Below are 21,256 nucleotides of genomic sequence, written 5' to 3'. Positions count from 1 at the left end.
GTTAGCGCGCGCGCAAGCGTGGGTCGAGGACTGCGTTGAGAATGTCGGCAAGCAGCGTCAACACGATATAAAACAGCGCAATGATCAGCACGATGGCCTGAACGACGGGGTAGTCATTGCGGGAGATGGCATTCCACGCCAGCTGCCCCAAACCGCGTAACGAAAACACGGTTTCGATGACCACCGAGCCACCCAGCATAAAGCCCAGCTCTACGGCGGCGAGCGCCACTACCGGAATCACCGCATTGCGCAGTGCGTGTTTGAAGATGACCGTGCCGGTACGCAGTCCTTTGGCGCGGGCGGTGCGAATGTAATCCGCCTCCAGCACTTCCAGCATGCCACTGCGTGTAAGGCGCATCATGGCGGGGGTGGCGTAGTAGCCCAGCGCAATAGCGGGAAGCACAAAGCCTTGCCAGCTATCGCTGCCAGCGGCAGGCAGCCACTGCAGGTTGACTGCAAACACAATAATCAGCGTCAAACCAAACCAGAAGTTCGGCATCGCCTGGCCAGTCACCGCAATGGTCATGGCTACACGGTCTATCCAACTGCCCCGTTTAAGGGCGGCCACGACACCTAGCGGGATCGAAACGCCCAGCGCGATTGCCAGCGACATGATCCCCAGCGTCATGGTCACCGGAAGGCGTTCCACGACCAGGTCCATGACATCGCTCTGGTAGTAGTAGGAGCGGCCAAAATCGAGCTGTACGGCACCCCAAAGCCAGCTGGTAAATTGCTGAATCACTGGACGATCCAGGCCATAATCAACGCGGATTTGCTCAACCTGCTCCGCAGTGGCCTCGGGCCCGCCGATAGAGAGAGCCAAGTCACCTGAGAGCTGCAGCAGGCTAAAACAGAGAACCGAAATGGTTAGGGCGACGCTAAGCGCTATTAGCGTGCGCTTGAAAACAAATGCCCACATAAAGCATCACTCCCGCACTGTGATAAGCGAGCCGTGGTGAGCGCCACGGCTGCCGTTGAGTCGATCAGAACGCCATGCGAAACGTTACTTCCAGCTCGCCTCATAGAAGCGGGGGAGTTCATCAGGGTAAGCGGTAAAGTCCAGATCAGCGGTGTGAGCGTAATAGGTGGAGTAGGAGAACAGCGGCGCCCAATAAGCCTGTTCTGAAATGCGTTCCAGAGCTTGCTGGTAGTAGTCGAGGCGCACGTCAGGGTCTACCGAGGTATCGGCGATTTGCAGCCACTCCTGTACCTGGCTGTCCTGCCAGAGATCGTCAATGCCGCCCGAGAAGTAAACGCTGACAAAAGCTGAAACATCGTTAATCGAGAAGGAGCCCCAGGCTTTGAACGACATGTCCGTCCGCCCGTTACGCTGAAGCTCCAACAGCGCGGGGGAGGTCATGAAACGCAGATTGGCATTGATGCCTACGGCGCGAAGATCGCCAATCATGGCTTCGGCGTAGTCGCGTTCCCGGTAGGCGTGAAGATCGATATCAAAGCCATCGGCGTAACCGGCCTCTGCGAGCAGTTCTCGGGCTTTTGCAGGATCATATTCATACTCAATGACGCTTTGGGTTTCGCAGCCGAACTGGGTGGGGAAGCAGGGAGCATAGAGGGGCTGGCTTCCGCCACGCACCAGATCATTAGCGAGGCCTTCCCGATTCATGGCGTGGTTAATGGCTTGGCGTACGCGAATATCATGCAAGGGCGAATCTTCTCGGGTGGCTGCATCAAGACCGATATAAGCGACCCGCATGGTTTCGCCACCGAGCACGCTCAACTGGGGCATGCCGCCCAAGGACTCCGCTTGATCAGCGGGTACTCGCCAGATCCAATCAACCTGCCCTGACATCAATTGCGCCATGCGTGAGTCTTCATCGGAAATGGCTTTGAACTCAATGTTACCTATCGCTGGCTGACCAATCGGGCTGTCTTCAAAGTAGTCATCAAAGCGCGTTAGGCTTACGCCGTCCCCTGGGCGAACGTTGGTAATCCGGTAAGGGCCGGTACCCACTGGCTGACGGCTAAAGCCTTCGATGCCGACTTCCTGGAAATACTCATCGGGGTAAATCGGCATCGGGCCGGAAAGGTACTCAAGGGCTGCTGGGAAAGGCTCCTTGAGATGAATGCGAACCTGATAGTCATCAAGCTTCTCGACGCTTTCAATCCAATCCACATTCTGGCGTGTCACCACCCGGGATTCGGGTGATACCACGTAGTTGAAGGTAAATACTACGTCGTCGGCGTCGAACGCCTCGCCGTTGTGAAAGGTAACGCCTTCACGAAGCACCAGATCCAGGGTTGATTCATCGGCCCACTCCCACTCGGTCGCCAAGCGAGGCTCATATTCGTTGGTTTCGGGGTTGCGATAGATCAGCGTGTCCCAGGCCAGATGGGCGAGGATAACCCCTTCACGCAGGTTGTTGTGATAGGGGCTAACGTTTTCCGGTTCGCTGTCAGAGGCATAGACCAGCGTGTCATTGGCCTTGCCCGCCATGGCTGATGTCGCGCAGCCAAGTAGCGTCATGGAAGTTGCCCAAGCGGACACAGCCCGAGAGAGTTTGCGTTGTGGATGCATGTCATACCTCGTCATATGAAAAAAACGGATATGAGCGTTTGGCGTACCGTCGGCGCTGTTGTTTTGGAATGCCTTGCTGGGAGTGTCTGTCGCCTTGAATCTAAATTAAGCGATTGATTAGACGTGTCACAAGTGCAATGTTTAGAATTTATCATTGCCGTTTTGGCAATGCTTGGATGGCGAGGGTGAGGGTATGAATCCACGGGTACTTCAGGAGACGGCGTTGCGCTACTTCCTCGAGGTGGTGCGCTGCGGCTCCATCAGTGAAGCATCGCTCAAGCTGAATGTGGCTCCCTCAGCGATTAGCCGACAGATCGCGCGACTAGAGAGCGAGTTGGATACGCTGTTGTTCGAGCGGCGAGCGCGTGGAATGGTACCCAGTGCTGCCGGTGAGCTATTGGCCGTGCATGCTCGCCATATGCAATTGGAGTCGGAACGGGTGGGCAGTGACATCCTGGCCTTGCGTGGATTGCAGCGAGGCAAGGTACGTCTGGCAAGCTCGGAAGGTTTCGCCGTGGATTTCTTGCCGGCCGCGATTACCGCTTTTCGTCGGCGTTACAGCGGTATTCATTTCCACTTGATGGTGGGGTCCCCCTCGGAGGCGACGCGTCATGTCAAAGAAGGGGAAGCGGACATAGGCATCACTTTCAGCCTGAAGCCGGAAGCTGATATTCAAATTGCCTTTCGGCAGCCTGCTCCCATCATGGCGCTAGTGGCGCCAGGCCATGAGCTGGCCGGTAAAAAGAGTGTGTCACTGGCCCAGTTGCAGAGGTATCCGTTGGCGTTGCCGTCACCCGAAACCACCCTGCGCCAGCTCTTCGATATCTGCTGCAGCCGCCAGAATCTGGCGTTTGAGTCGATTTTTAGCAGCGACTACACCGAAGCGTTGATCAACTTTGCCATGCTGGGAGGCGGGGTAGCGCTTGCCGGAGAGATCTCCGTTCGTTACCGCATTCATCAACAGCGCGTGGTGGCGATACCGATCCGTGACCAGGGCATGGACTCGCGCTTCATTGAAGTCCAGACCCTGGCTAAACGAACGTTGCCGAGTGCTACACAGGCATTTCTAGAGTTTTTGAAAGCACAGCTTCCTCCAGGCAACTTGCCCCTTCCTATTGCCCGTTGAGGGCCATCTGACGATCACACACTTTCTCGATCAAGGCCGGGTCATGGCTGACCAGCATCACCGCGCAGCCCTGCTCCCGGGCCAGCTCGATGAGCAGGCTGAGGGTGTGCTGCTGAGTGACGGGGTCGAGCCTGGACGTGGGTTCGTCGGCGAACAGGAAGCGCGGCTCGAGCAGCAGCACGCGCAGCATCGCGAAGCGCTGCAGTTCACCGCCGGAAATCTCCCCCGGCCGGCGGGCCAGCAGGTGGTCGTCGAGCCCCAGGCGCTGCAGCAGCGGCGCCACGCGTGTCGGGTCGAAGCGGTGACGGCGCTGCAGGTCGGCCAGCAGCTGCGCCAGTGTCCAGTGGGGCGAAAAGGCGGCCGGAGGGTCCTGGTAGAGCTTCTGGCGGCCCAGTACGGGAATACTTTGATGGTAGTCGACGCGCCCTTGGTTGGGCCGCGTGACGCCCAGCAGAATATCGCCCAGCGTGCTCTTTCCGCAGCCGGAGGGGCCCACCACGCCGACGATTTCGCCGGGGCGCAGGCTGACCTCCAGCTGGGAGAAGAGCTCTCGACCGCCGCGCGTCATGGCAAGCCCCTGGGCGCTGACCACGGGGGCCTCGGCGTGGCCACGAAACACGGGGGGATCGGGCCAGCGGCTGGGTTCGGCGGCCAGCAGGCGTTGGGCATACTCGGTATTCGGGTGGTTCAGCAGCACCTCGGCAGGGCCGCGTTCGACCACCTGCCCCTTGCGCAGAATGATCACTTCGCCCCCCAGTCGCCGGGCGACTTCGATATCGTGCGTGATGGTCAGCAGGGCGCCGCCACGCTCGGGGGTGCTGGCCAGTAGTTCGACCACTTCATCCCGGCGCGGGGCATCCAGCCCTTTGGTGGGCTCATCGGCAATCACCATGGCAGCCCCCGCAGCGCTGGCGGCCGCGAAGGCCACCCGCTGGGCCATGCCGCCGGAGAGCTCCCCCGGCAGTTTATGCAGCGCATGGGCAAGACCCAGGCGGCTCAACTCGGCCTTGGCGGCGGCTTGGGCGTCTGCTGCTGTCTTGCCAGCGACGAAACGATGGGTTTCTGCCACTTGTGGCAGGGCGCGCATGGTGGGGTCCAGCGCGTTCCAGGGCTCCTGGGGCAGCAGCGCCAGAGTGCGGCCCCACAGCGCCTGCCGGCTTTGCGGGGCGTTGGCAGGGTAAGTCACACCGGCAATCTCCAGCGAACCTTGCGCCGCCAGCCCCGGCGGTAGCGTGCCCATGATGGCCTGGGCAATCAGGCTCTTGCCCGAACCGGTTTCCCCCAGCAGGGTCAGGCGCTGGCCAGCGGCCAGACGAAAGCTGATCGGGGCGATGGTGACGCCGTCGCCAGTGATCTCCAGATCACTGACATCCAGCAGTTGAGTGGTGAGCGTCATGGAGGTCATCGTGGGTCCTTCCCTGCCAGCAGGTTCAAGCTCAAGACCACCACGAACAGCACGAAAATCGGCTGCGCCATGGCCCAGGGAGCTTCGTGGTAGTAGGGCAATAGCTCGATCATCATCAAGCCCAGTTCCGCCGTGGGCGGCCGCAGGCCAACGCTGACAAAGCCCAGCGCGGCCATGGCGAGAATCGCGCTGGCGGCACCGAAGGCGGCCAGTGTGAACACCTGGGGCGCCAGCTCCGGCCATAAGTGGCGACGAAACAGCATCACCGGGCCAAAGCCCAGCAGTCGGCTGGCTTCGATCTGTGGCGAAGTGACCAGCGCTTGGGTGCGCGCTCGTACTACCCGGAAATACTCGATCCACAGCACCAGCGAGATCCCCACGTAGAGGGTCCAGAAGTTGCCGGGGGCGATGGCGGCCAGTAGCAGCACCAGCAACAGGCCCGGCAGCGCCAGGCAGGCATCGGCCACGCTACCCAGCAGGCGGTCGGTCCAGCCGCCCCGCCAGCCCGCCACGACGCCCAGCAGCACGCCGGGAATGGCGGCGGTGGCTACGCTGAGCAGTGCCATGCCCAATGAGAGCCAAATGGCTGCCGCCATACGCGCCAGCATGCTGCGGCCAAGGTGGTCGGTACCGAAGGGCTCGGCCAGCGAGGGTGCCTGCAGGATGCGGCTGAGCTGCTGGCGGGCGGGGTCGGCGTCGACCAGCCAGGCAAACGCGAGCAGCAGGGCCAGCAGGCCCGCGCCCCACCATTGGCGCGCCGATAGCAGTGTCGTATGGCCATGCAGGGGGCGGGAGGCAGATAGCCGTGACGAGGTAGTGCCCATCATGCTTGGCGTCTCCTTGGGTCGAGTAGGTGGCAGGCGATATCCACCGCCGTATTCAGCAGCACGAACAGCAGTCCCATGACCAGCGCCGTGCCTTGAATCATCGGCACGTCTCGGGCCACGATGGCGTGCACCAGGGCGTGGCCGATGCCGGGCCAGGCGAACAGGGTTTCGACCACCACGACACCTTCGATCAGGTAGACGAACTGGACGCCCAGATAGGCCACCACGGGCACCGATGCGTTGCGCAGACCGTGGCGCAGGAAGCTGCGCCGTGGCCCAAGGCCCTTGGTGTGAGAAAAGGCGTAATAGGCCGACTGGGAAACCTCGGCCATGGCGTTGCGAGCCACGCGGCTGGAGACCGCCGCCAGGCCCAGCGCCAGCGTCAGGGCCGGTAGCACGGTATGCAGCGGCCCACCGTGGCCTGCCACCGGCAGCCAGCCCAGGGTGACGGCAAACAGCATGATCAGCAGCAGCCCGACGGCAAAGGCGGGCAGCGCGCGCAACACGCTGGCGGCGACTTCGCTGGTGCGATCCAGCAGGCCGCCGGGGCGGCGCCCGGCCGCCAGCCCCAGCGGGGGGCCAATCAGTAGCGAGAGCAACACCGCCACCACGGCCAGGCTCAAGGAGTGGCCCAACTGGTGGGAAAGCTCTTCCAGCACGGGCCGCCCGCTCACCAGCGAGCGGCCCAGATCGAACTGGACGAGATCCCAGAGCCAGCCCAGGTAGGCGCCCAGGCCCGACTGGTCCAGCGCCAGCTCGGCCCGCACGGCCTCGGCGGCGGCGCCATCCACCATGTCATGCCCATAGCGACCGGCGGCAATGCGGTAGGCCATATCGCCTGGCAGGGTGCGGGTAATGATGAACGTCAGCGTGCCCACCAGCCAAGCCACCAGCCCTGCCTGCAACAGCCGCGACCACAGTAGTCGGCCCAATCCATGGTTCCAGCGTGATATCACTCTGCCCACCCCATTTGGTCGATGCGGTAACTGCGCTCCAGCGGATCGATGGAGAACCCTTCCAGGGCGCTGTTGACCGCTGCGGTTTGCTGATACCAGGCCACGGGAATCAGCGGCATCTGCTGGTGAAGGCGCTCTGCGACCAGCGGTGCCAGGTCATCGAGGGTCTGCTCGTCGGTGGCTTGACGCAGCGCGTCCAGCCACTGAGCCACCTCTTCGTCACGCCAGTTCATGGTGCCCCAGTCGCCGCCCATCGAGTTGGCGTCACTGCCGATATCGTCCATCAGCGAGCCCAGCGGGTTGGGCACCAGACCGTAGTTGCGGCCTACCAGGCCGACTTCCAGGCTGTTGTCGTGGTGGCCGGAAGGGATCTCGCTGGCGTTACCCACGGCGACTTCCAGCGCGACACCAATATCGCGCCACTGATCCTGCAGGGCAGTGGCCACGACCGGAAGCTCGGGGCGATCCGCATAGGTGCGCAGGGTCAAGGCAAACGGCTGGCCATCGCGCTCCAGCATGCCATCACGCCCTGCTTCCCAGCCCAGTTCGGCCAGCAGCGCTTTGGCGGCCTCGATATCCTGGGCATCCGCAGGGTCAAGCCCCAAGTGCCAGGGGCCAAGGCTATCCGGGAAGAGTTCGGCGGCCGCGGCTTCCGGGGTGCGCAGCAGGCCCGCCGCAATGCCCTGCCGGTCGATGGCCATGCTCAGCGCCTGACGAGCGCGCGCATCTTCCAGCAGCGCATGGCCTGCATTCAGTTTCAACATGATGGTGCGTGGCAGAGGCTCGGCGTGCAGCGCTAGCCGTGCGTTACGCGCCAGGCGTGCCTGGCTGGCGGGGTCCAGGGTGTACACGATATCGGCATCACCGCTTTCGGCCATCAGGGCGCGGGTTTCGCCTCGGCTAACGGCCAGGTAGCTGGCGCTGGCAATGTTGGCGGGCTCCCCCCAGTAATCCTCGAACCGCGTGACGGTCATGCGCTGCGGGGGCGAGAGCGCCTCCACTTGATAAGGGCCGCTACCGATCATCGCCACGACGTCGCCATTATCGGCAAACGCCGCATCGGCAAGAATCAGCGCGGTGGAGTGTGCCAACAGGGCCGGCAGGGGCGAGAAGGGGCTTTCCAGCTCGATGACCACGGCACCCTGGTCGGCCCGCATCTGCTGAATCGGGGCGCTGTCGAGTATGCCCGGTTTGGCACGGGCGACTTCCAGGCTGTGGAGCGCTGCCTCGGCGGTCACGGCGCTGCCGTCATGAAAGGTGGCTCCCTCCCGCAGCGTGAAACGCCATGTCAGGCCGTCTTCGGAGACCTCCCAGGCGCTGGCGAGTCCTGGGGCAAGCTGCCCGTTCGAGTCGGTGTCCACCAGGGGCTCGGCCACGCGCATGCGGCCAAATACATAGCCCGAGATGGCCGGGTCTGGCCCCTTGATTTCCCAAGGCGCGACGATATCCAGGCGCTGTTCGTTCGCCCATGCAGCAGGCGTTACGGGTAAAGCCAGTAGGAGGGTGACTCCCGCAGCAAAGGCGCGCTTCATAAGAAACTCCTGATAGATTAAAAGAGTTATCTTATAACATATCATGCTGGATATGAAAGTCATTCTCGTCTGTGCAACGGATGACATTCACCTCTGTAGCCGCGACAATAGCCCGTCGGGCATATCGCCATCCGGGTCGTCGTTTCATGCCGTTAGTAGGGAATTCCATGCCGCCACTCAACATCCTCTATCAGGATGAGCACCTCGTTGCCGTGCATAAGCCTTCCGGGCTGCTGGTGCACCGCTCCGCCCTGGCGCGGGGGGAAACCGAATTTCTGCTCCAGCGTCTGCGCGACCAGCTGGGCAAGCGGGTATATCCCGTGCATCGGCTGGACCGGCCCACCTCCGGGGTCATGGTGCTGGGGCTCTCGTCGGAAGCGGCGGCGCTGCTGGCCGAAGCGTTCAGCGAACGCCAGGTGGAGAAGCGTTACCTGGCCGTGGTGCGCGGCAAGGCGCCTGAGCAGGAGCGGCTGGACTACCCGCTCAGGGAGGAGGACGGCACTCGCCCCAAGGCAGAAATGCCCGCCATGCCCGCGATGACCGACATTCGCCGCCTGGACAGCGTCGAGCTACCCGTGCAGGTAGACCGCTACCCGGTGGCGCGTTACTCGCTGGTGGAGGCACGCCCCCTGACCGGGCGACGCCACCAGATACGCCGCCACTTGTCCCGTCGCGGCTACCCGATCATCGGCGACGCCAAGCACGGCAAGAGTGTCCACAACCGCTTTTTTGCCGAACAGCTGGCAGCGCCACGCCTGCTGCTGGCGGCGACTTACCTGGCCTTCGATCATCCGCTGCTGGATAAGCGCATTCAGCTTGGCTGTGCCGTGGACGACACCATGAAGCACCTGTTCGAGCAGTTTGGCTGGCAGGGGCATTTACCCCTGGATAGCGTGCGAACGCCGCCCATTGCCAAGCCTTCTGTCCTGCAAGCCCTGTGAGTCAGCCCATGTTATTAAATGAATCCACGACCTCTTCCAGCGATTATGACTTCCGCTTTGGCGGTATTCGGCGCCTTTACGGCCAGCGTGCGGCGCAGGCATTTCGCCGTGCCCACGTGGTGGTGGTCGGTGTCGGTGGTGTGGGTAGCTGGACGGTCGAGGCGCTAGCCCGCTCAGGCATCGGCAAGCTCACGCTGATCGATCTGGACGACGTGTGCGTCTCCAACGTCAACCGCCAGCTTCACGCGCTGGATGGCACGATTGGCCAGCCCAAAGTGGACGTACTGGCCCAGCGCTGCCGCCTGATTGCCCCCGAGATCGAAATCATCGCGGATACCGCCTTCGTCACGCCCACCAATCTGGCCGAGCGCATTCCCGACGATGCCGACCACGTGGTGGATGCCATCGACAGCGTCATCGCCAAGGCCGCGCTGATTGCCTGGTGCAAGCGGCGCAAGATCCCGATTACCGTCACCGGTGCGGCAGGTGGGCAAACCGACCCCACGCGCATTCAAGTGGCGGATTTGACCCGTACCGAGCACGACCCGCTGCTTTCCAAAGTGCGCTCTCGGCTGCGCCGCGACTACGGCTTCTCCCGCAACCCCAAGCGGCGCTTCTCGGTGGAGTGCGTCTACTCCGACGAGCAGCTGATCTACCCCGGCGCCGACGGCGAAGTGTGCCTGCAAAAGCCCGGCAGCGGCGATGCCACACGGCTGGACTGCGCTTCCGGCTTTGGCGCGGCGACCTTTCTCACCGGCACCTTTGGCTTCGTGGCGGCCTCAAAAGTGCTGGAGCGGCTGGCCAAAAAAGCGCAGCAGCCCGCCGCCACACACACAACCGAAGAGGAAAGCGAATGACCACCCCGCCCCCTGGCATTTACCGCCACTACAAAGGCAGCCTTTACGAAGTGATGGGCACCGCCCAGCACAGCGAAAGCGAAGAACCGCTGGTGGTCTACCGCGCCCTCTACGGCGACTACGGCCTCTGGGTGCGCCCGCTGGCGATGTTCATGGAGAGCGTGACGAAAGAAGGGAATACCCAGCCGCGCTTTGCATTGGAGAAGGCGTTCTAGCCCTACTGATTGCGCCACTAGAGCGTCTGCTGATCGCCGCCCCCTGTTATCAGGGAGGCGGCGTTTTTGTAGTTGCCATTGCTTATATTCCATAATTGTCTATATTTATAACAGCAGTTGACGCGCAGGCGTATGGCAGACTTGTTCAAGTATCTGGAGATAAGCATGAAGACCTTTGCTCTTTCGCAAAGCACCGGTGCGGGGTCCCCCGATGTGGCGGGCTTTTTTGACCCGCGTACCTTTAGCGTTCAATACATCGTCAGCGACCCCGCCACCGGGCAGTGTGCGATTATTGATCCGGTGCTGGATTTCGACGAGAAGTCCGGCGCAACGGCGACTTTCTGCGCGGATGCGTTGCTGAAATATGTAGAGGATCAAGGCCTGACAGTGGTGTGGATTTTGGATACGCACCCCCATGCGGACCACTTTTCCGCAGCCCAGTACCTGAAAGAGAAAACGGGCGCACCAACGGCGATTGGCCAATACGTGACCAAGGTGCAGGCGCTGTGGAAGGAGATTTATCACTGGCCCGATATGGCCGTCGATGGTCGCCAGTGGGACAGGCTATTTGTCGAAGGCGATACGTTTACCATCGGTGAACTCAGCGCCCGCGTGCTTCACTCGCCTGGTCATACGCTGGCCTCTATTACCTATGTAATTGGTGACACCGCCTTTGTGCATGACACCCTGTTCCAGCCTGATTTTGGCACCGCGCGTACCGATTTCCCCGGTGGCAGTGCCCAATCGCTGTGGCACTCCATTCAGCAGATTCTTGCGCTGCCGGGCGATACGCGGCTGTTTACCGGCCACGACTACATGCCCGATGGCCGTGAGCCAAAGTGGCAGAGCAGCGTCGATGAGCAGCGAGCCAACAACCCACACTTGGTTGGCAAAAGCGAGGAGGAGTACATCGCACTGCGCCACCAGCGGGATAGCGAGCTGCCCATGCCCAAGCTGATTCTGCACGCGCTGCAGGTAAACACCCGCGGCGGCCGCTTGCCGGAGCCAGAAGCCAATGGCAAGCGCTATCTAAAAATCCCGCTGGATGCTCTGGAAGGTGCGGCCTGGGATTGATGTTATCCAAACTCAACAGGAGGTGTAGGCATGCAAACGAAGCCATTAGAGCCAGGCGTCGAGATCACCTCAGCGCTGGCGGTGGATGAGTTGGAAAAAGTCAAAGCGCGTGGTTTTCACGCGGTGGTGTGTCATCGCATCGAGGGTGAAAGCGAGGACTTTCCCGACGAAGCTGGCTTCCGCGAAAAGGCCAGGCAGCTTGGTCTTGCCTGGGTGCATATTCCCGTGAAGCCAGGCGAATACCGTGAGGCTGACATTCGCGCCTTCGCTGAAGCCCTCCAACAGCTGCCACGCCCTCTCTTGGCGTTTTGCCGCACCGGCAAGCGGGCCACGCATCTGTGGGCCCACGCGAAGCGTCAGCACGAGCAGTGCGATTTGGCAGTACTGTTTGCGGCGGCTCATGCGGCGGGGATCGATCTGGAAGATCAGCGCCATACGCTACATGCGATTGCCCAGTAACAGGCGAAGATGAGTGTGCTGTCGGCGTGAAGAACCCGTCTCAACGCATAGCCGTGATGAGAGTGCATCATGATCATTGACCGGTGGATACCGTTAATCGGCTGGCTGCGAACCTACCATCGGGGCGTGCTCACGCGGGATCTACTCGCTGCGGTGATCGTCACGCTGATGCTGGTGCCGCAAGCGCTGGCCTACGCCATGCTGGCAGGGCTGCCACCGGAAATGGGGCTTTATGCCAGCATGCTGCCGCTGGTGCTGTACGCCATCTTTGGCACCAGCGCGAGTTTGGCGGTAGGGCCGGTGGCGGTGGCAGCACTGATGACGGCCTCGGCGCTGAGCAGCTTTGCTGCGCCGGGCAGCCCGGAATATATCGGTGCTGCGCTGGTGCTGGCGGCCCTCTCAGGGCTGATCCTTATCGCCATGGGCGTGCTTCGGCTGGGCTTTTTAGTCAACTTTCTCAGCCACCCGGTGATTTCCGGGTTTGTGACCGCCTCGGGGATTTTGATCGCGATCAGCCAGTTGAAGCACATTTTTGGTATCGAGGCGACCGGCCATAACGTGGTGGACCTGCTGCAAGCGCTATTGGGCCAGTGGCAGCAGGTGAATATGATCACGCTGCTGATTGGCGTGGGCGTATGGGCCTATCTATGGGTGTGCCGCAAGCGCTTGAATGGCTGGCTGACCGGGTTAGGAGTGCCGGCCAGTTTGGCTGGGCTAATGGTCAAGGCGGCGCCTATTTCGGCGGTCATCGTGACCACGCTGTTGGCCTGGGGCTTACAACTGGAGCAGCGCGGGGTCGATGTGGTGGGCTTTGTGCCCAGTGGCCTGCCTGCCATTACGCTGCCGAGCCTGGATCAATCGGTTTGGCTCGGGCTGTTGCCGGCGGCGCTGTTGATCAGTTTAGTGGGGTTCGTGGAGTCGGTATCCGTGGCGCAGACCCTGGCCGCCAAGCGCCGTCAGCGTATCGACCCCAACCAGGAGCTGATCGCGCTCGGCATGGCCAATCTTGGTGCTGGCGTCAGCGGCGGCTCACCGGTTTCGGGCGGTTTTTCGCGCTCGGTGGTCAATTTTGAAGCCGGAGCAGCCACGCCGCTGGCGGGGGCTTTTACCGCGCTGGGCATCGTGTTGGCGACGCTGCTGCTGACGGATTTGTTGGCCTTTTTACCCACCGCCACGCTGGCCGCCACGATTATCGTGGCCGTAGGGACGTTGATCGATTTGCCTGCGGTAAAGCGGACCTGGCAATACTCCAGAAGCGATGGTGTGGCGATGGTCGCTACTTTGCTGCTGACCCTGCTGCACAGCGTGGAAGTGGGCATTATCAGCGGAGTGGTACTGTCGCTGGGGCTACATCTTTACCGCACCAGCCAACCTCATAGCGCGGTGGTCGGTCGGGTGCCGGGCACCGAGCATTTCCGTAACGTGAAGCGCCATCAGGTCGAAACCGACGAGCATGTCGCCATGCTGCGCATCGATGAAAGCCTCTATTTTGCCAACGCCCGCTATCTCGAAGATACCGTCATGGAGCTGGCCGCGCGCTCGCCGTCGCTCAAGCACATTGTGCTCACCTGCCAGGCGGTGAATGTCATCGATGCGTCAGCGCTGGAGAGCCTGGAGGCCATCAACGGGCGGCTGAAAGACGCTGGAGCCACACTGCACCTGGCCGAGGTGAAAGGGCCGGTGATGGACCGCCTAAAGCATACGGGGTTTTATCACGAACTGACTGGTCAGGTGTTCTTTACCACCTATGACGCTTGGCAGGCGCTGGCGCATCCGGTCATTGCGACATAAAAGTGTGTTTGCGCTAATCTGTGGGAGGCCAATGCATTGGGCGACTGCCAGAGTAGCCACCCCAGCCTGCTTGTGGGAGGCCAATTTATTGGGCGATTGCCTGGGCAGCCACTGGTGCTGCCATCATCGCGGGCTGAAGCCCCCTCCCACAACAACAAAGTGGCGGGAGTGAGACCAGTGGAGTCAGGGTAGCTTGGGTAGCCACTTCAGCCTGCTTGTGGGTGGCCAATTGATTCACGCCAGTCTGCGTAGAACCTTATGTTTAGGGGCGTTATTCCCAGGCTGGGAAGGGGTCCGGGAGCTGCTTCCACGCTTCCATGCCTTCCAGCAACTCTGCTTCGCTCAGCAGGCACTCATCCAGCGCAGCACGCATGCGGGATTGATCCATGTTCTGGCCAATGAACACCAGCTCCTGGCGCATGTCGCCAAACGGCTCTTGCCATTTCTCCAGGATGAACTGGCGGTATTCCGGGTCTTCCGGCCAGTTGGCTTCCGGGATGGCCTTCCAGAACACCCCGGCGGGGCCGTGATGGGCAATGCCGCCTGCCTGGCTCCACTGGCCCGCGTAGCGGGGGCGAGTGGCCAGCCAGAAAAAGCCTTTGGAGCGCAGCAGACCCTTGCCGAACCACTCGGCATTCAGCAGGTCGTGAAATTTTTGCGGGTGGAAGGGGCGGCGGGCGTGGTAGGCGAAGCTGCCAATGCCGTACTCTTCGGTTTCCGGCACGTGCTCTCCGCGCATCTCCTTGAGCCAGCCGGGCGCCTGCTGGGCGCGCTCGAAATCGAACTTGCCGGTATCCAGCACCTTGTCCAGCGGGACGCCGCCCTGGGTGATGGGCACCAGCTCGGCCTCCGGGTTGAGCGAGCGCAGGATCGCTTTCAATGACGCCAGTTCGGTCTCACTGATCAAGTCCGTCTTGCTGATCAGCAGCACATCGCAAAACTCGATCTGGTCCACCAGCAGGTCGGCGACGTTGCGCTCATCGTCCTCGCCCAGGCTTTCTCCCGCCTCGGCCAGGCTCTGCGCCTCCTGGTACTGAGCCAGGAAGTTGGCGCCATCGACCACGGTGACCAGCGTGTCCAGTCTTGCGACCTGGGAAAGGCTCTGGCCGCTTTCGTCTTCGAAGGTAAAGGTTTCTGCCACGGGCAGCGGCTCGGAGATGCCGGTGGACTCGATGACCAGGTAATCGAATTTGCCCTCGCGAGCCAGTTGGCTCACCTCTACCAGCAGATCTTCGCGTAGCGTGCAGCAGATGCAGCCGTTGCTCATTTCGACCAGCCGCTCTTCCGAACGATTCAGTGCGACGTCACTGTCCAGCATCGGCTCGCCGGGGCCGCCGCGTACCAGTGCACCATCGATATTGACCTCGCTCATGTCGTTGACGATCACCGCCACGCGACGACCCTCGCGATTGGCGAGAATATGATTGAGCACGGTGGTTTTCCCCGCGCCCAGAAAGCCGGAAAGCACGGTCACGGGTAAAGGAGCGAACGCAGACATTGCCAGTACCTCTAAACGGGTTTATGTTATGTGATAATATAACATTTAATAGCTGATGGAAACGATACCTTGAATACTGGCTGATCAGGACGTGAGCTTACCGCTTGTATTGGGTTGGGCAGTAACCGCGCAGAACATCTGGGGAGCGCAGTGCAGCATGCTTGGTGGTTCTACCCGATACCCGTTGGCGCCATAGGCGAAAAGAGGTTGGTTTGAGCTGGTGACGCATGATGGCGATCACCTCAGGCTCGCCTAGCCCGAACAGTGATGCAATGGCCTCGAAAGGAGTACGATCCTCCCAAGCCATCTCGATGATGCGAGACTGCTCGTCGAGTGGCAAACGATGAAAGCGTTTTACAGCAGCATGGGGCATGGCGGGGTCAATGGCGCAAAGAGTGGTACGTTTATTGTACGTTATGAATGGCTTGTATTGGTACTGTCTGGTTTGTCTTTGGCTGCCAGCAGGGCTCGAAAAAGCCCGTTCATCAGCACTGGCCGATCATGACGAATCCGAAAACCTGCCTGCGTCAGCAGCGGGGTTGCTTGGCGAGTGATGTCGGTAGCGATAAAAGAGGTCAGCAGATTCAACGCCCGTCGCCCCCTTCCCGCTGCGTGGGTGTCAGGCTGAAACTTGTCCAGAACGCACAGCTGCCCGCCGGGCTTCAAGACGCGAAACGCTTCTGCCAGCCCTTTTTCGGGTTGGGGCATGACCGCCAGGATCAGATGCATGACCACCACATCGAAATGCCCATCGGCATAATCCAGTGCCGCAGCATCCATGATCTTGCACAGCACGTCGCGCTGGTGGCGGTTGGCCCGGGCATCGGCGCGCTTCAACATGGCGGGCGTCACATCGGTCAAGTGCACTTCCAGCTCGCGGGGGAGAAAGTGAAGGTCCAGCCCCGTACCGGCTCCTACCACCAATACGCGCATGCCTGGCTCCCAATCCACGTGGCTCAGCGCCACCTGGCGCGGTTTACGCAGTGCTCGTGAGATCAGAACGTCATAAACAGGTGCATACAGGCTATAGCGCAGACGATTCCAGGCGGTGGTATTCAGCATGAGCGTTACCTTGTGATGCGCATTGGGCAGTCGGGCGTGTTGGCGCGGAAGGCATGAACATCTATAGCATGAATAGCGAAAGGCTACCAAGCCGTACGATTTATTCTTGGATACACTTTGAATCCATTTTGTTACTTATGGATACATTTTGTGGTGGTTTGACGTGGTGCGGAGGGGAGATTACTCACCCAAGGAGGCCTGTTGCTGTAAGCGGTGGGCAAGACTTTCGGTAATGTCCAGTATCAGTTGTCGATCTTGTTGCTTTAATGGCGCTAATAAGAGTTTGATTCTTTGCGTCTGGTCATCGATATGTACACTGGCTTCTCCGAGTAATTCCGCGGCCTCACAATTGAAAATCTCGGCTAATTCAAGTAAGCGCACAATATTGGGTATGACGCGCCCTCTCTCAATACGTGATACCGCTTCGTTGCCTACCCCCAACCGCTCGGCAACCTCTTCTTGAGTGAGTTGGCAGCGTATTCGCTGCTTGGCAATGGCTCGTCCGATATTTCCAGCTAGCCGTTTCTGTTCAATTTTGTTCACACTTTCCTCCATATAGCCCTGAATGGTTGGGGAACGGCCTATTGACATGAAGGACTGTTTAGGTTGAATATCATCCTGATGGGTTGAGTGGTGATGAGGTCCCAAGCTTTTTTTTCACGCCAGCGCGCACGCACAGCGTTAAGTGGATTAACTTTTTTTAAATTGGCCATTTGATTAAATGTTGATGCTGGTGGGGAGAAAGTGAAGTGAGTTTCATTAGGTTTTGAAACTCAGTCATGTATCATTTTCAGATGACGGAAAAAGAGTCTTGCTGAATGCGTTAAAACAGCAAGATAGTGAATACAGGTGAGCAGTACCGAAACTCGAATCAAGTCAGTGAGCCCGCTAAAGGGTTGACTACTCATACCATCACTGTATGGCTCAGGGATGATCACACAGCGGTCAATAAGGCTTATTAAAAAGCATTTGGCTTGCCATCGTGGCTGACCTATAGAACCCGAAGGCGCTAAATATCATGGCTTCCACGACGGCTCCAGAAATTTTTCAGCAACTCGCCGCCAGCTTGACGCGTGTCAGCCAGGGTGATTTTTTTTGTCACGTTGCTGAGTCCCTTGCTGCTCTGCTCGATATCGACCATGTCATGATTGCGCGTATCGAGCCTCGCAAGAAAAGAGCGCTGCCACTGGCCACATGGTCGTGCAGCGGCTTTGTCGATGCGCCGATTTACGATTTGAAGCATACCCCGTGTGCCCAAGTGTCGTCAGACACCTGTTTCCACATGCCATCCCAGGTAGCTGCTCGCTTTCCTCATGACCCCAAGCTGGCGGTGTATGATGCCGAAGGATATCTTGGCGTGCCCATGTCGGACGCATCTGGGCAGTGTCAGGGCATCATTGCCATGATGCACTCGGCCCCTCTCGAATTGCCCGACTATGCCACTGAAGTGCTGCGTATCGTGGCTTCCCTGGCAGGGTTCGAGTTGTCTCGACGTCAGGTTGGCGCGAGAGCCGATGAACAAATCGCCAGCAAGCAGCGTGCCCTGAGGCTGTTGAATCGCGTCAACGAAGCACGTTTTCACGCCACGGACGAGCAGGGGTTGCTCCAGGCAGCCTGCCGAGCCATGGTCGAAGTCGGTGGCTACAGTGCTGCCTGGGTGCACGAGCGCCCGCCGTCGTTTGCCCAATGTGAGCTGGGGCCGGTCACGGCCAGCGTTGATGAAGAAAGTGGCGACCTGGCGTGGTTGAGCCCCAGGCAGTTGTTGATCGAAGGGGGCAGCCGTGCCCTGGCGCTGACGGCGCTGGAAACCCAAGAAGCCGTGGTCTGGGCCCCGTCGTTGGCGGGTGAATATCCTGAACAGGCCTTCATGCTACGAGAGCTTGGTGTCAATGCCTTCGTTGCACTGCCGCTGATCTACCGAGGGCAACGGCAGGGTGTCATGTGCCTTTACCAGGCAGAAGACGCGACGATAACCACAAGAGAGCTGCGGCTATTGAGTGAGCTGGCTGACGATGTTGCCTTCGGGGTCGACAATCTCTTGCATCGGCGATCCGAAGCGCGTATCCAGCACGCAGTGGCGCAGGTGGCGACAGCCGTTTCGGCTCAGCATGGGCAGGCCTTTCTGACCCAACTGACGGATCACATGGCCAATGCGTTGGCGGCCGAAGTAGGCTTCATTGCCACACTAGATGAGCGTGACCCCAATCTCGCCAACGTCTTGTCGCTGTTCGTGAACGGTCAGCCACAGGCACCTTTCAGTTACCATCTGGCCGGGGTGCCGTGTCAGGATGTGCTCATCGAGCAGGAGTGCGTCGTTCTTGAAAGAGCAGGTATCCGCTTGCCCAAGGAAGCCAACGGCGCATTGGAATGGGTCAATGCTTATGTGGGGCGTCGGCTGGACGATGTCGAAGGACGGCCCGTGGGCATCATCGGGGTCATGTTCAAGGCACCTTTGGAGGATGCCCATATCGTCTGCACCGTTCTGCAAATCTTCGCGGCGCGGGCTGCCTCGGAGTTGGGACGTCAAAAAGATGAAGCGCGCATTCGACAGCTGGCATTCTGCGATGCCGATACCCAACTCCCCAATCGGGCAGATTTCATTCAACACCTCGAAGAGCGAGTGATTCGCAAGACGAGTTCGCGCTTTGCATTGCTGCTCCTGGATCTCAATCACTTCAAGGAGATCAATGATACCGCGGGACATGACATTGGCGATCTGGTGTTGAAAAAAGTCGCCCAGCGCTTTCGTCATGCATTGCCCGCCGGGGAGTACCTGGCGAGGCTGGGAGGAGATGAATTTGTCGTGGTGTGTGACAACGCCAACGATAAAGGCCGCGCCTTGATAACCGCCGAGCGGCTATGCAACAGTTTAGAGAATCCTATTGTTATAGAGCAGCACTCTTGCGAATTATCGGTCAGCGTGGGCATTTCGCTCTATCCGGTACACGGGCAAACAGCGCAGGCGTTATTAAAGCATGCGGATATCGCCATGTACCAAGCGAAACGTCACAAGCTGTCTGCTCGTACGTTCGAACACTGGATGGGCCGCGCCGTGGCCGATCAACTACGCATTGCCAAGCGCCTGGCAGTGGCGCTGTCCAACCACTCCCTTTATCTGCACTTTCAACCTCAGGTCGACATGCGTACCGGCGAACTGATCGGTGCCGAGGCGCTGTGTCGCTGGCGGGACGATGAGCTTGGCGAAGTCCCGCCCAGTCAGTTCGTGCCTATTGCGGAAGATCGAGGGATGATCGTGGCGCTGGGCAATTGTGTCATCGAGCAGGCGTGCCAGCAGTTGGCTGCCTGGCAGCGTCAAGGGTGCCAATTGAGCGGCCAGCTCTCCATCAATATTGCCGCAGACCAGTTTGAAGATAGCGAACTGGTGGCCACCTTACTGAATAGCTGTCGACAGCATAGTATCGCCCCCGACCAGCTGAGCGTCGAGATCACGGAAAGCGGCATCATGACTCACCCTGAGGACGCCATCGCAACCACAGAGATCTTGAAGGGGCATGGCCTGGGCTTATCCATCGACGATTTCGGCACGGGCTATTCGTCGTTGGCCTACCTGAAGCGTTTTGCCGCCGACCGGATCAAGATCGATATTTCGTTCATCCGTGACATGCTGGTCAGTGATAGCGACCGCACCATCGTGGCCACGATCATCGCCATGGCCGACACATTGGGGCTGCAAACCATCGCCGAGGGCATCGAGTGTCAGGCTCAGGCAGAAGCGCTGCTGGAAATGGGCTGTTATCAGGCGCAGGGCTATTTTTACGACGCACCGCTCGACCCGCAGCAGTTTGCCCAACGCTGGCTCAAGTGATGCGACCTGCCAAGGGAGTACGCAGCGTATCCGATGGGCACTCGCCAAATTGACGCCGATAGTCGTGGGCAAACTGCCCCAAATGGCAAAACCCCCAGTACGTGGCAATCTCGGTGACCGTCTGGGGCGGCTCGGCGGCGCGCAGGGCGCGTCGCACATGGTTCAGCCGCGATAGGCGTAAAAACTGAAGTGGGCTGACCCCCAGAATGGAGGTAAAGCTGTATTGCAGCGTGCGTCGGCTGACATGGGTCAGATCGCATAGCGCTTCCATGGTCATGGGCCCTTCGTGATGCTCTTCGACGTAGCGTTTGACGCTGTCCACCACTGCCTTGCGGTGTGCATGGCTGGGGGGAAGCTCCTCATTGGGTTGCCAGGTGCCCAATAGCTCCAGCAGGCCCATCATGACGATGTCCTGGTGCAGCCGTTCGGCAACGGGGGCTCCTTGTTCTCCCAGTAGCCGCTCCAGAACGAACATCAAGGCGTGCCGTGTCGATGGGTGAACCATGCGTCTTGGTTCCCGCCGCCAGCGTTCATCCAAAGCAATACCCTGCTGCTGAGCGGCAGCATAGAGTGCAGGCAGTCGCACGACCAGCCCGTAGATATCGAAGTGGCCAGGGGTCACCAGCTCGAAAGCCTGGCCACCCGGGCGGCACATGATCTGGTTGCCTGCCAAGGGTTGCCCATTGATGCGTGAGCCGTGGGGGCGAACGGGAATCCCCAGCCACAGCGAATCCTCCCACACCTGGCAGTCCTGGCGCAGCGCCTGTTCGGTGTGCTCCTTGAAGAGCTGGACAGCGGGCAGCGCGATTTCATCCAGCCGCCCGTAAAAGCGGCCTGGGCTGAGCTGGTCGTACTGCTGCTGCCAGCGGGTCAGGTTCTGGGCGTGCTCGTCGGCATCGCAGGCTTCTCGTGTGCACTTTTGTGGTGCGTTATTCGACAACGTCATCTCCATGACCTGCTCCTGAAGGTGTCGCCATGTGTCTGTTCTGCGATGGGGTTTTTGGCAAGGTTTTGTTTTCGTTTGTTTTTCGATCCTGTCAGGTGGTTTGCCAAAACTCGATACTCCCCGTTAAGTGATAGCGCTATTGTGACAACAAGCAAGTTTTGTTCCGTTTACCAGCACAAAACAGCACAGCCCAATACGAGGCAGG

Annotated in this window: 19 protein-coding genes; 8 read left to right on the top strand and 11 right to left on the bottom strand. The window is 60.1% G+C overall.

The genetic code is table 11. The features are described 5' to 3' along the window. Position 1 precedes the first annotated feature (1 nt). Together RVM26_RS12420 and RVM26_RS12415 are read right to left on the bottom strand one after the other, a co-directional pair. On the bottom strand, positions 2–919 hold the full coding sequence (locus RVM26_RS12420; protein WP_039180468.1) for an ABC transporter permease: 918 nt from the start codon (positions 917–919) through the stop codon (positions 2–4). Positions 920–1,003: 84 nt separating this feature from the next. Then, entirely contained in the window at positions 1,004–2,485 is a 1,482-nt protein-coding gene (locus tag RVM26_RS12415) for an ABC transporter substrate-binding protein (protein ID WP_498938915.1), read from the bottom strand. 244 nt (positions 2,486–2,729) lie between these two features. Here RVM26_RS12415 and RVM26_RS12410 point away from each other — a divergent pair, with 244 nt between their 5' ends. Next, positions 2,730–3,662 (top strand): LysR family transcriptional regulator, encoded by a 933-nt coding sequence (locus RVM26_RS12410; protein WP_498938913.1) that lies wholly within the window; start codon positions 2,730–2,732, stop codon positions 3,660–3,662. Here the strand turns inward: RVM26_RS12410 and RVM26_RS12405 are convergent. From RVM26_RS12405 to RVM26_RS12390, 4 genes are read right to left on the bottom strand one after another with little or no spacing between them, the layout of a single operon-like run. After that, positions 3,649–5,067, bottom strand: a complete 1,419-nt coding sequence (locus tag RVM26_RS12405) for an ABC transporter ATP-binding protein (protein WP_498938911.1) — start codon at positions 5,065–5,067, stop codon at positions 3,649–3,651. The two genes, RVM26_RS12410 and RVM26_RS12405, sit on opposite strands and share 14 nt — an antisense overlap. Further along, on the bottom strand, positions 5,064–5,894 hold the full coding sequence (locus tag RVM26_RS12400) for an ABC transporter permease (RefSeq protein WP_498938909.1): 831 nt from the start codon (positions 5,892–5,894) through the stop codon (positions 5,064–5,066). The genes RVM26_RS12405 and RVM26_RS12400 overlap by 4 nt, the downstream gene beginning before the upstream one ends. Further along, positions 5,891–6,826: an ABC transporter permease gene (locus RVM26_RS12395; RefSeq protein ID WP_016914989.1), complete on the bottom strand. Its 936-nt coding sequence runs from the start codon at positions 6,824–6,826 to the stop codon at positions 5,891–5,893. Before RVM26_RS12395 ends, RVM26_RS12400 begins: the two co-directional genes overlap by 4 nt. 20 nt (positions 6,827–6,846) lie before the next feature. Beyond that, a complete protein-coding gene (locus tag RVM26_RS12390; RefSeq protein WP_498938906.1) occupies positions 6,847–8,382 on the bottom strand; it encodes an ABC transporter substrate-binding protein in 1,536 nt (511 codons plus the stop codon). 167 nt (positions 8,383–8,549) lie between these two features. Between RVM26_RS12390 and RVM26_RS12385 the strand changes: the two genes are divergently transcribed. The 6 genes from RVM26_RS12385 to RVM26_RS12360 all read left to right on the top strand — a co-directional run bounded on the left by RVM26_RS12385 (position 8,550) and on the right by RVM26_RS12360 (position 13,719). Beyond that, positions 8,550–9,323 carry a pseudouridine synthase gene (locus RVM26_RS12385; protein ID WP_016914986.1) on the top strand — a complete coding sequence of 258 codons (774 nt, stop codon included), beginning with the start codon at positions 8,550–8,552 and terminating at the stop codon, positions 9,321–9,323. A gap of 8 nt (positions 9,324–9,331) precedes the next feature. Continuing rightward, positions 9,332–10,180, top strand: a complete 849-nt coding sequence (gene tcdA / locus RVM26_RS12380; protein ID WP_498938905.1) for a tRNA threonylcarbamoyladenosine dehydratase — start codon at positions 9,332–9,334, stop codon at positions 10,178–10,180. Beyond that, positions 10,177–10,395, top strand: a complete 219-nt coding sequence (locus RVM26_RS12375; protein ID WP_498938904.1) for a DUF1653 domain-containing protein — start codon at positions 10,177–10,179, stop codon at positions 10,393–10,395. Before tcdA ends, RVM26_RS12375 begins: the two co-directional genes overlap by 4 nt. A 165-nt stretch (positions 10,396–10,560) precedes the next feature. Next, positions 10,561–11,469 (top strand): MBL fold metallo-hydrolase, encoded by a 909-nt coding sequence (locus tag RVM26_RS12370; RefSeq protein WP_081136651.1) that lies wholly within the window; start codon positions 10,561–10,563, stop codon positions 11,467–11,469. A 30-nt stretch (positions 11,470–11,499) separates the two neighbouring features. Then, positions 11,500–11,928 carry a protein tyrosine phosphatase family protein gene (locus RVM26_RS12365; RefSeq protein WP_081136649.1) on the top strand — a complete coding sequence of 143 codons (429 nt, stop codon included), beginning with the start codon at positions 11,500–11,502 and terminating at the stop codon, positions 11,926–11,928. Positions 11,929–11,997: 69 nt separating this feature from the next. Continuing rightward, positions 11,998–13,719: a SulP family inorganic anion transporter gene (locus RVM26_RS12360; RefSeq protein ID WP_081136647.1), complete on the top strand. Its 1,722-nt coding sequence runs from the start codon at positions 11,998–12,000 to the stop codon at positions 13,717–13,719. Between the two features lie 271 nt (positions 13,720–13,990). On the opposite strand, the gene zigA is transcribed toward RVM26_RS12360, so the two are convergent. The 4 genes from zigA to RVM26_RS12340 form a co-directional block, all read right to left on the bottom strand. Continuing rightward, entirely contained in the window at positions 13,991–15,217 is a 1,227-nt protein-coding gene (gene zigA / locus RVM26_RS12355; protein WP_189462701.1) for a zinc metallochaperone GTPase ZigA, read from the bottom strand. 97 nt (positions 15,218–15,314) lie between these two features. After that, the gene (locus RVM26_RS12350) at positions 15,315–15,590 is read right to left on the bottom strand and encodes a TIGR03643 family protein (RefSeq protein ID WP_498275777.1); all 276 of its coding nucleotides are present in this window, start codon (positions 15,588–15,590) and stop codon (positions 15,315–15,317) included. A gap of 41 nt (positions 15,591–15,631) precedes the next feature. Then, positions 15,632–16,279 (bottom strand): class I SAM-dependent methyltransferase, encoded by a 648-nt coding sequence (locus RVM26_RS12345; protein ID WP_498938900.1) that lies wholly within the window; start codon positions 16,277–16,279, stop codon positions 15,632–15,634. Between the two features lie 180 nt (positions 16,280–16,459). Continuing rightward, positions 16,460–16,822 carry a helix-turn-helix domain-containing protein gene (locus RVM26_RS12340; protein ID WP_026001833.1) on the bottom strand — a complete coding sequence of 121 codons (363 nt, stop codon included), beginning with the start codon at positions 16,820–16,822 and terminating at the stop codon, positions 16,460–16,462. 475 nt (positions 16,823–17,297) lie between these two features. Between RVM26_RS12340 and RVM26_RS12335 the strand changes: the two genes are divergently transcribed. Further along, on the top strand, positions 17,298–20,105 hold the full coding sequence (locus RVM26_RS12335; protein WP_498938898.1) for a putative bifunctional diguanylate cyclase/phosphodiesterase: 2,808 nt from the start codon (positions 17,298–17,300) through the stop codon (positions 20,103–20,105). On the opposite strand, the gene RVM26_RS12330 is transcribed toward RVM26_RS12335, so the two are convergent. Next, positions 20,098–21,057 carry a helix-turn-helix domain-containing protein gene (locus tag RVM26_RS12330; protein WP_096922127.1) on the bottom strand — a complete coding sequence of 320 codons (960 nt, stop codon included), beginning with the start codon at positions 21,055–21,057 and terminating at the stop codon, positions 20,098–20,100. The genes RVM26_RS12335 and RVM26_RS12330 overlap by 8 nt on opposite strands. Positions 21,058–21,256 lie beyond the last annotated feature (199 nt).

This window comes from Halomonas sp. KM072 (genome assembly GCF_050710315.1).
In the GTDB taxonomy this organism is placed as follows: domain Bacteria; phylum Pseudomonadota; class Gammaproteobacteria; order Pseudomonadales; family Halomonadaceae; genus Vreelandella; species Vreelandella hamiltonii.
This window is presented reverse-complemented; position numbering and strand designations above follow the sequence as displayed.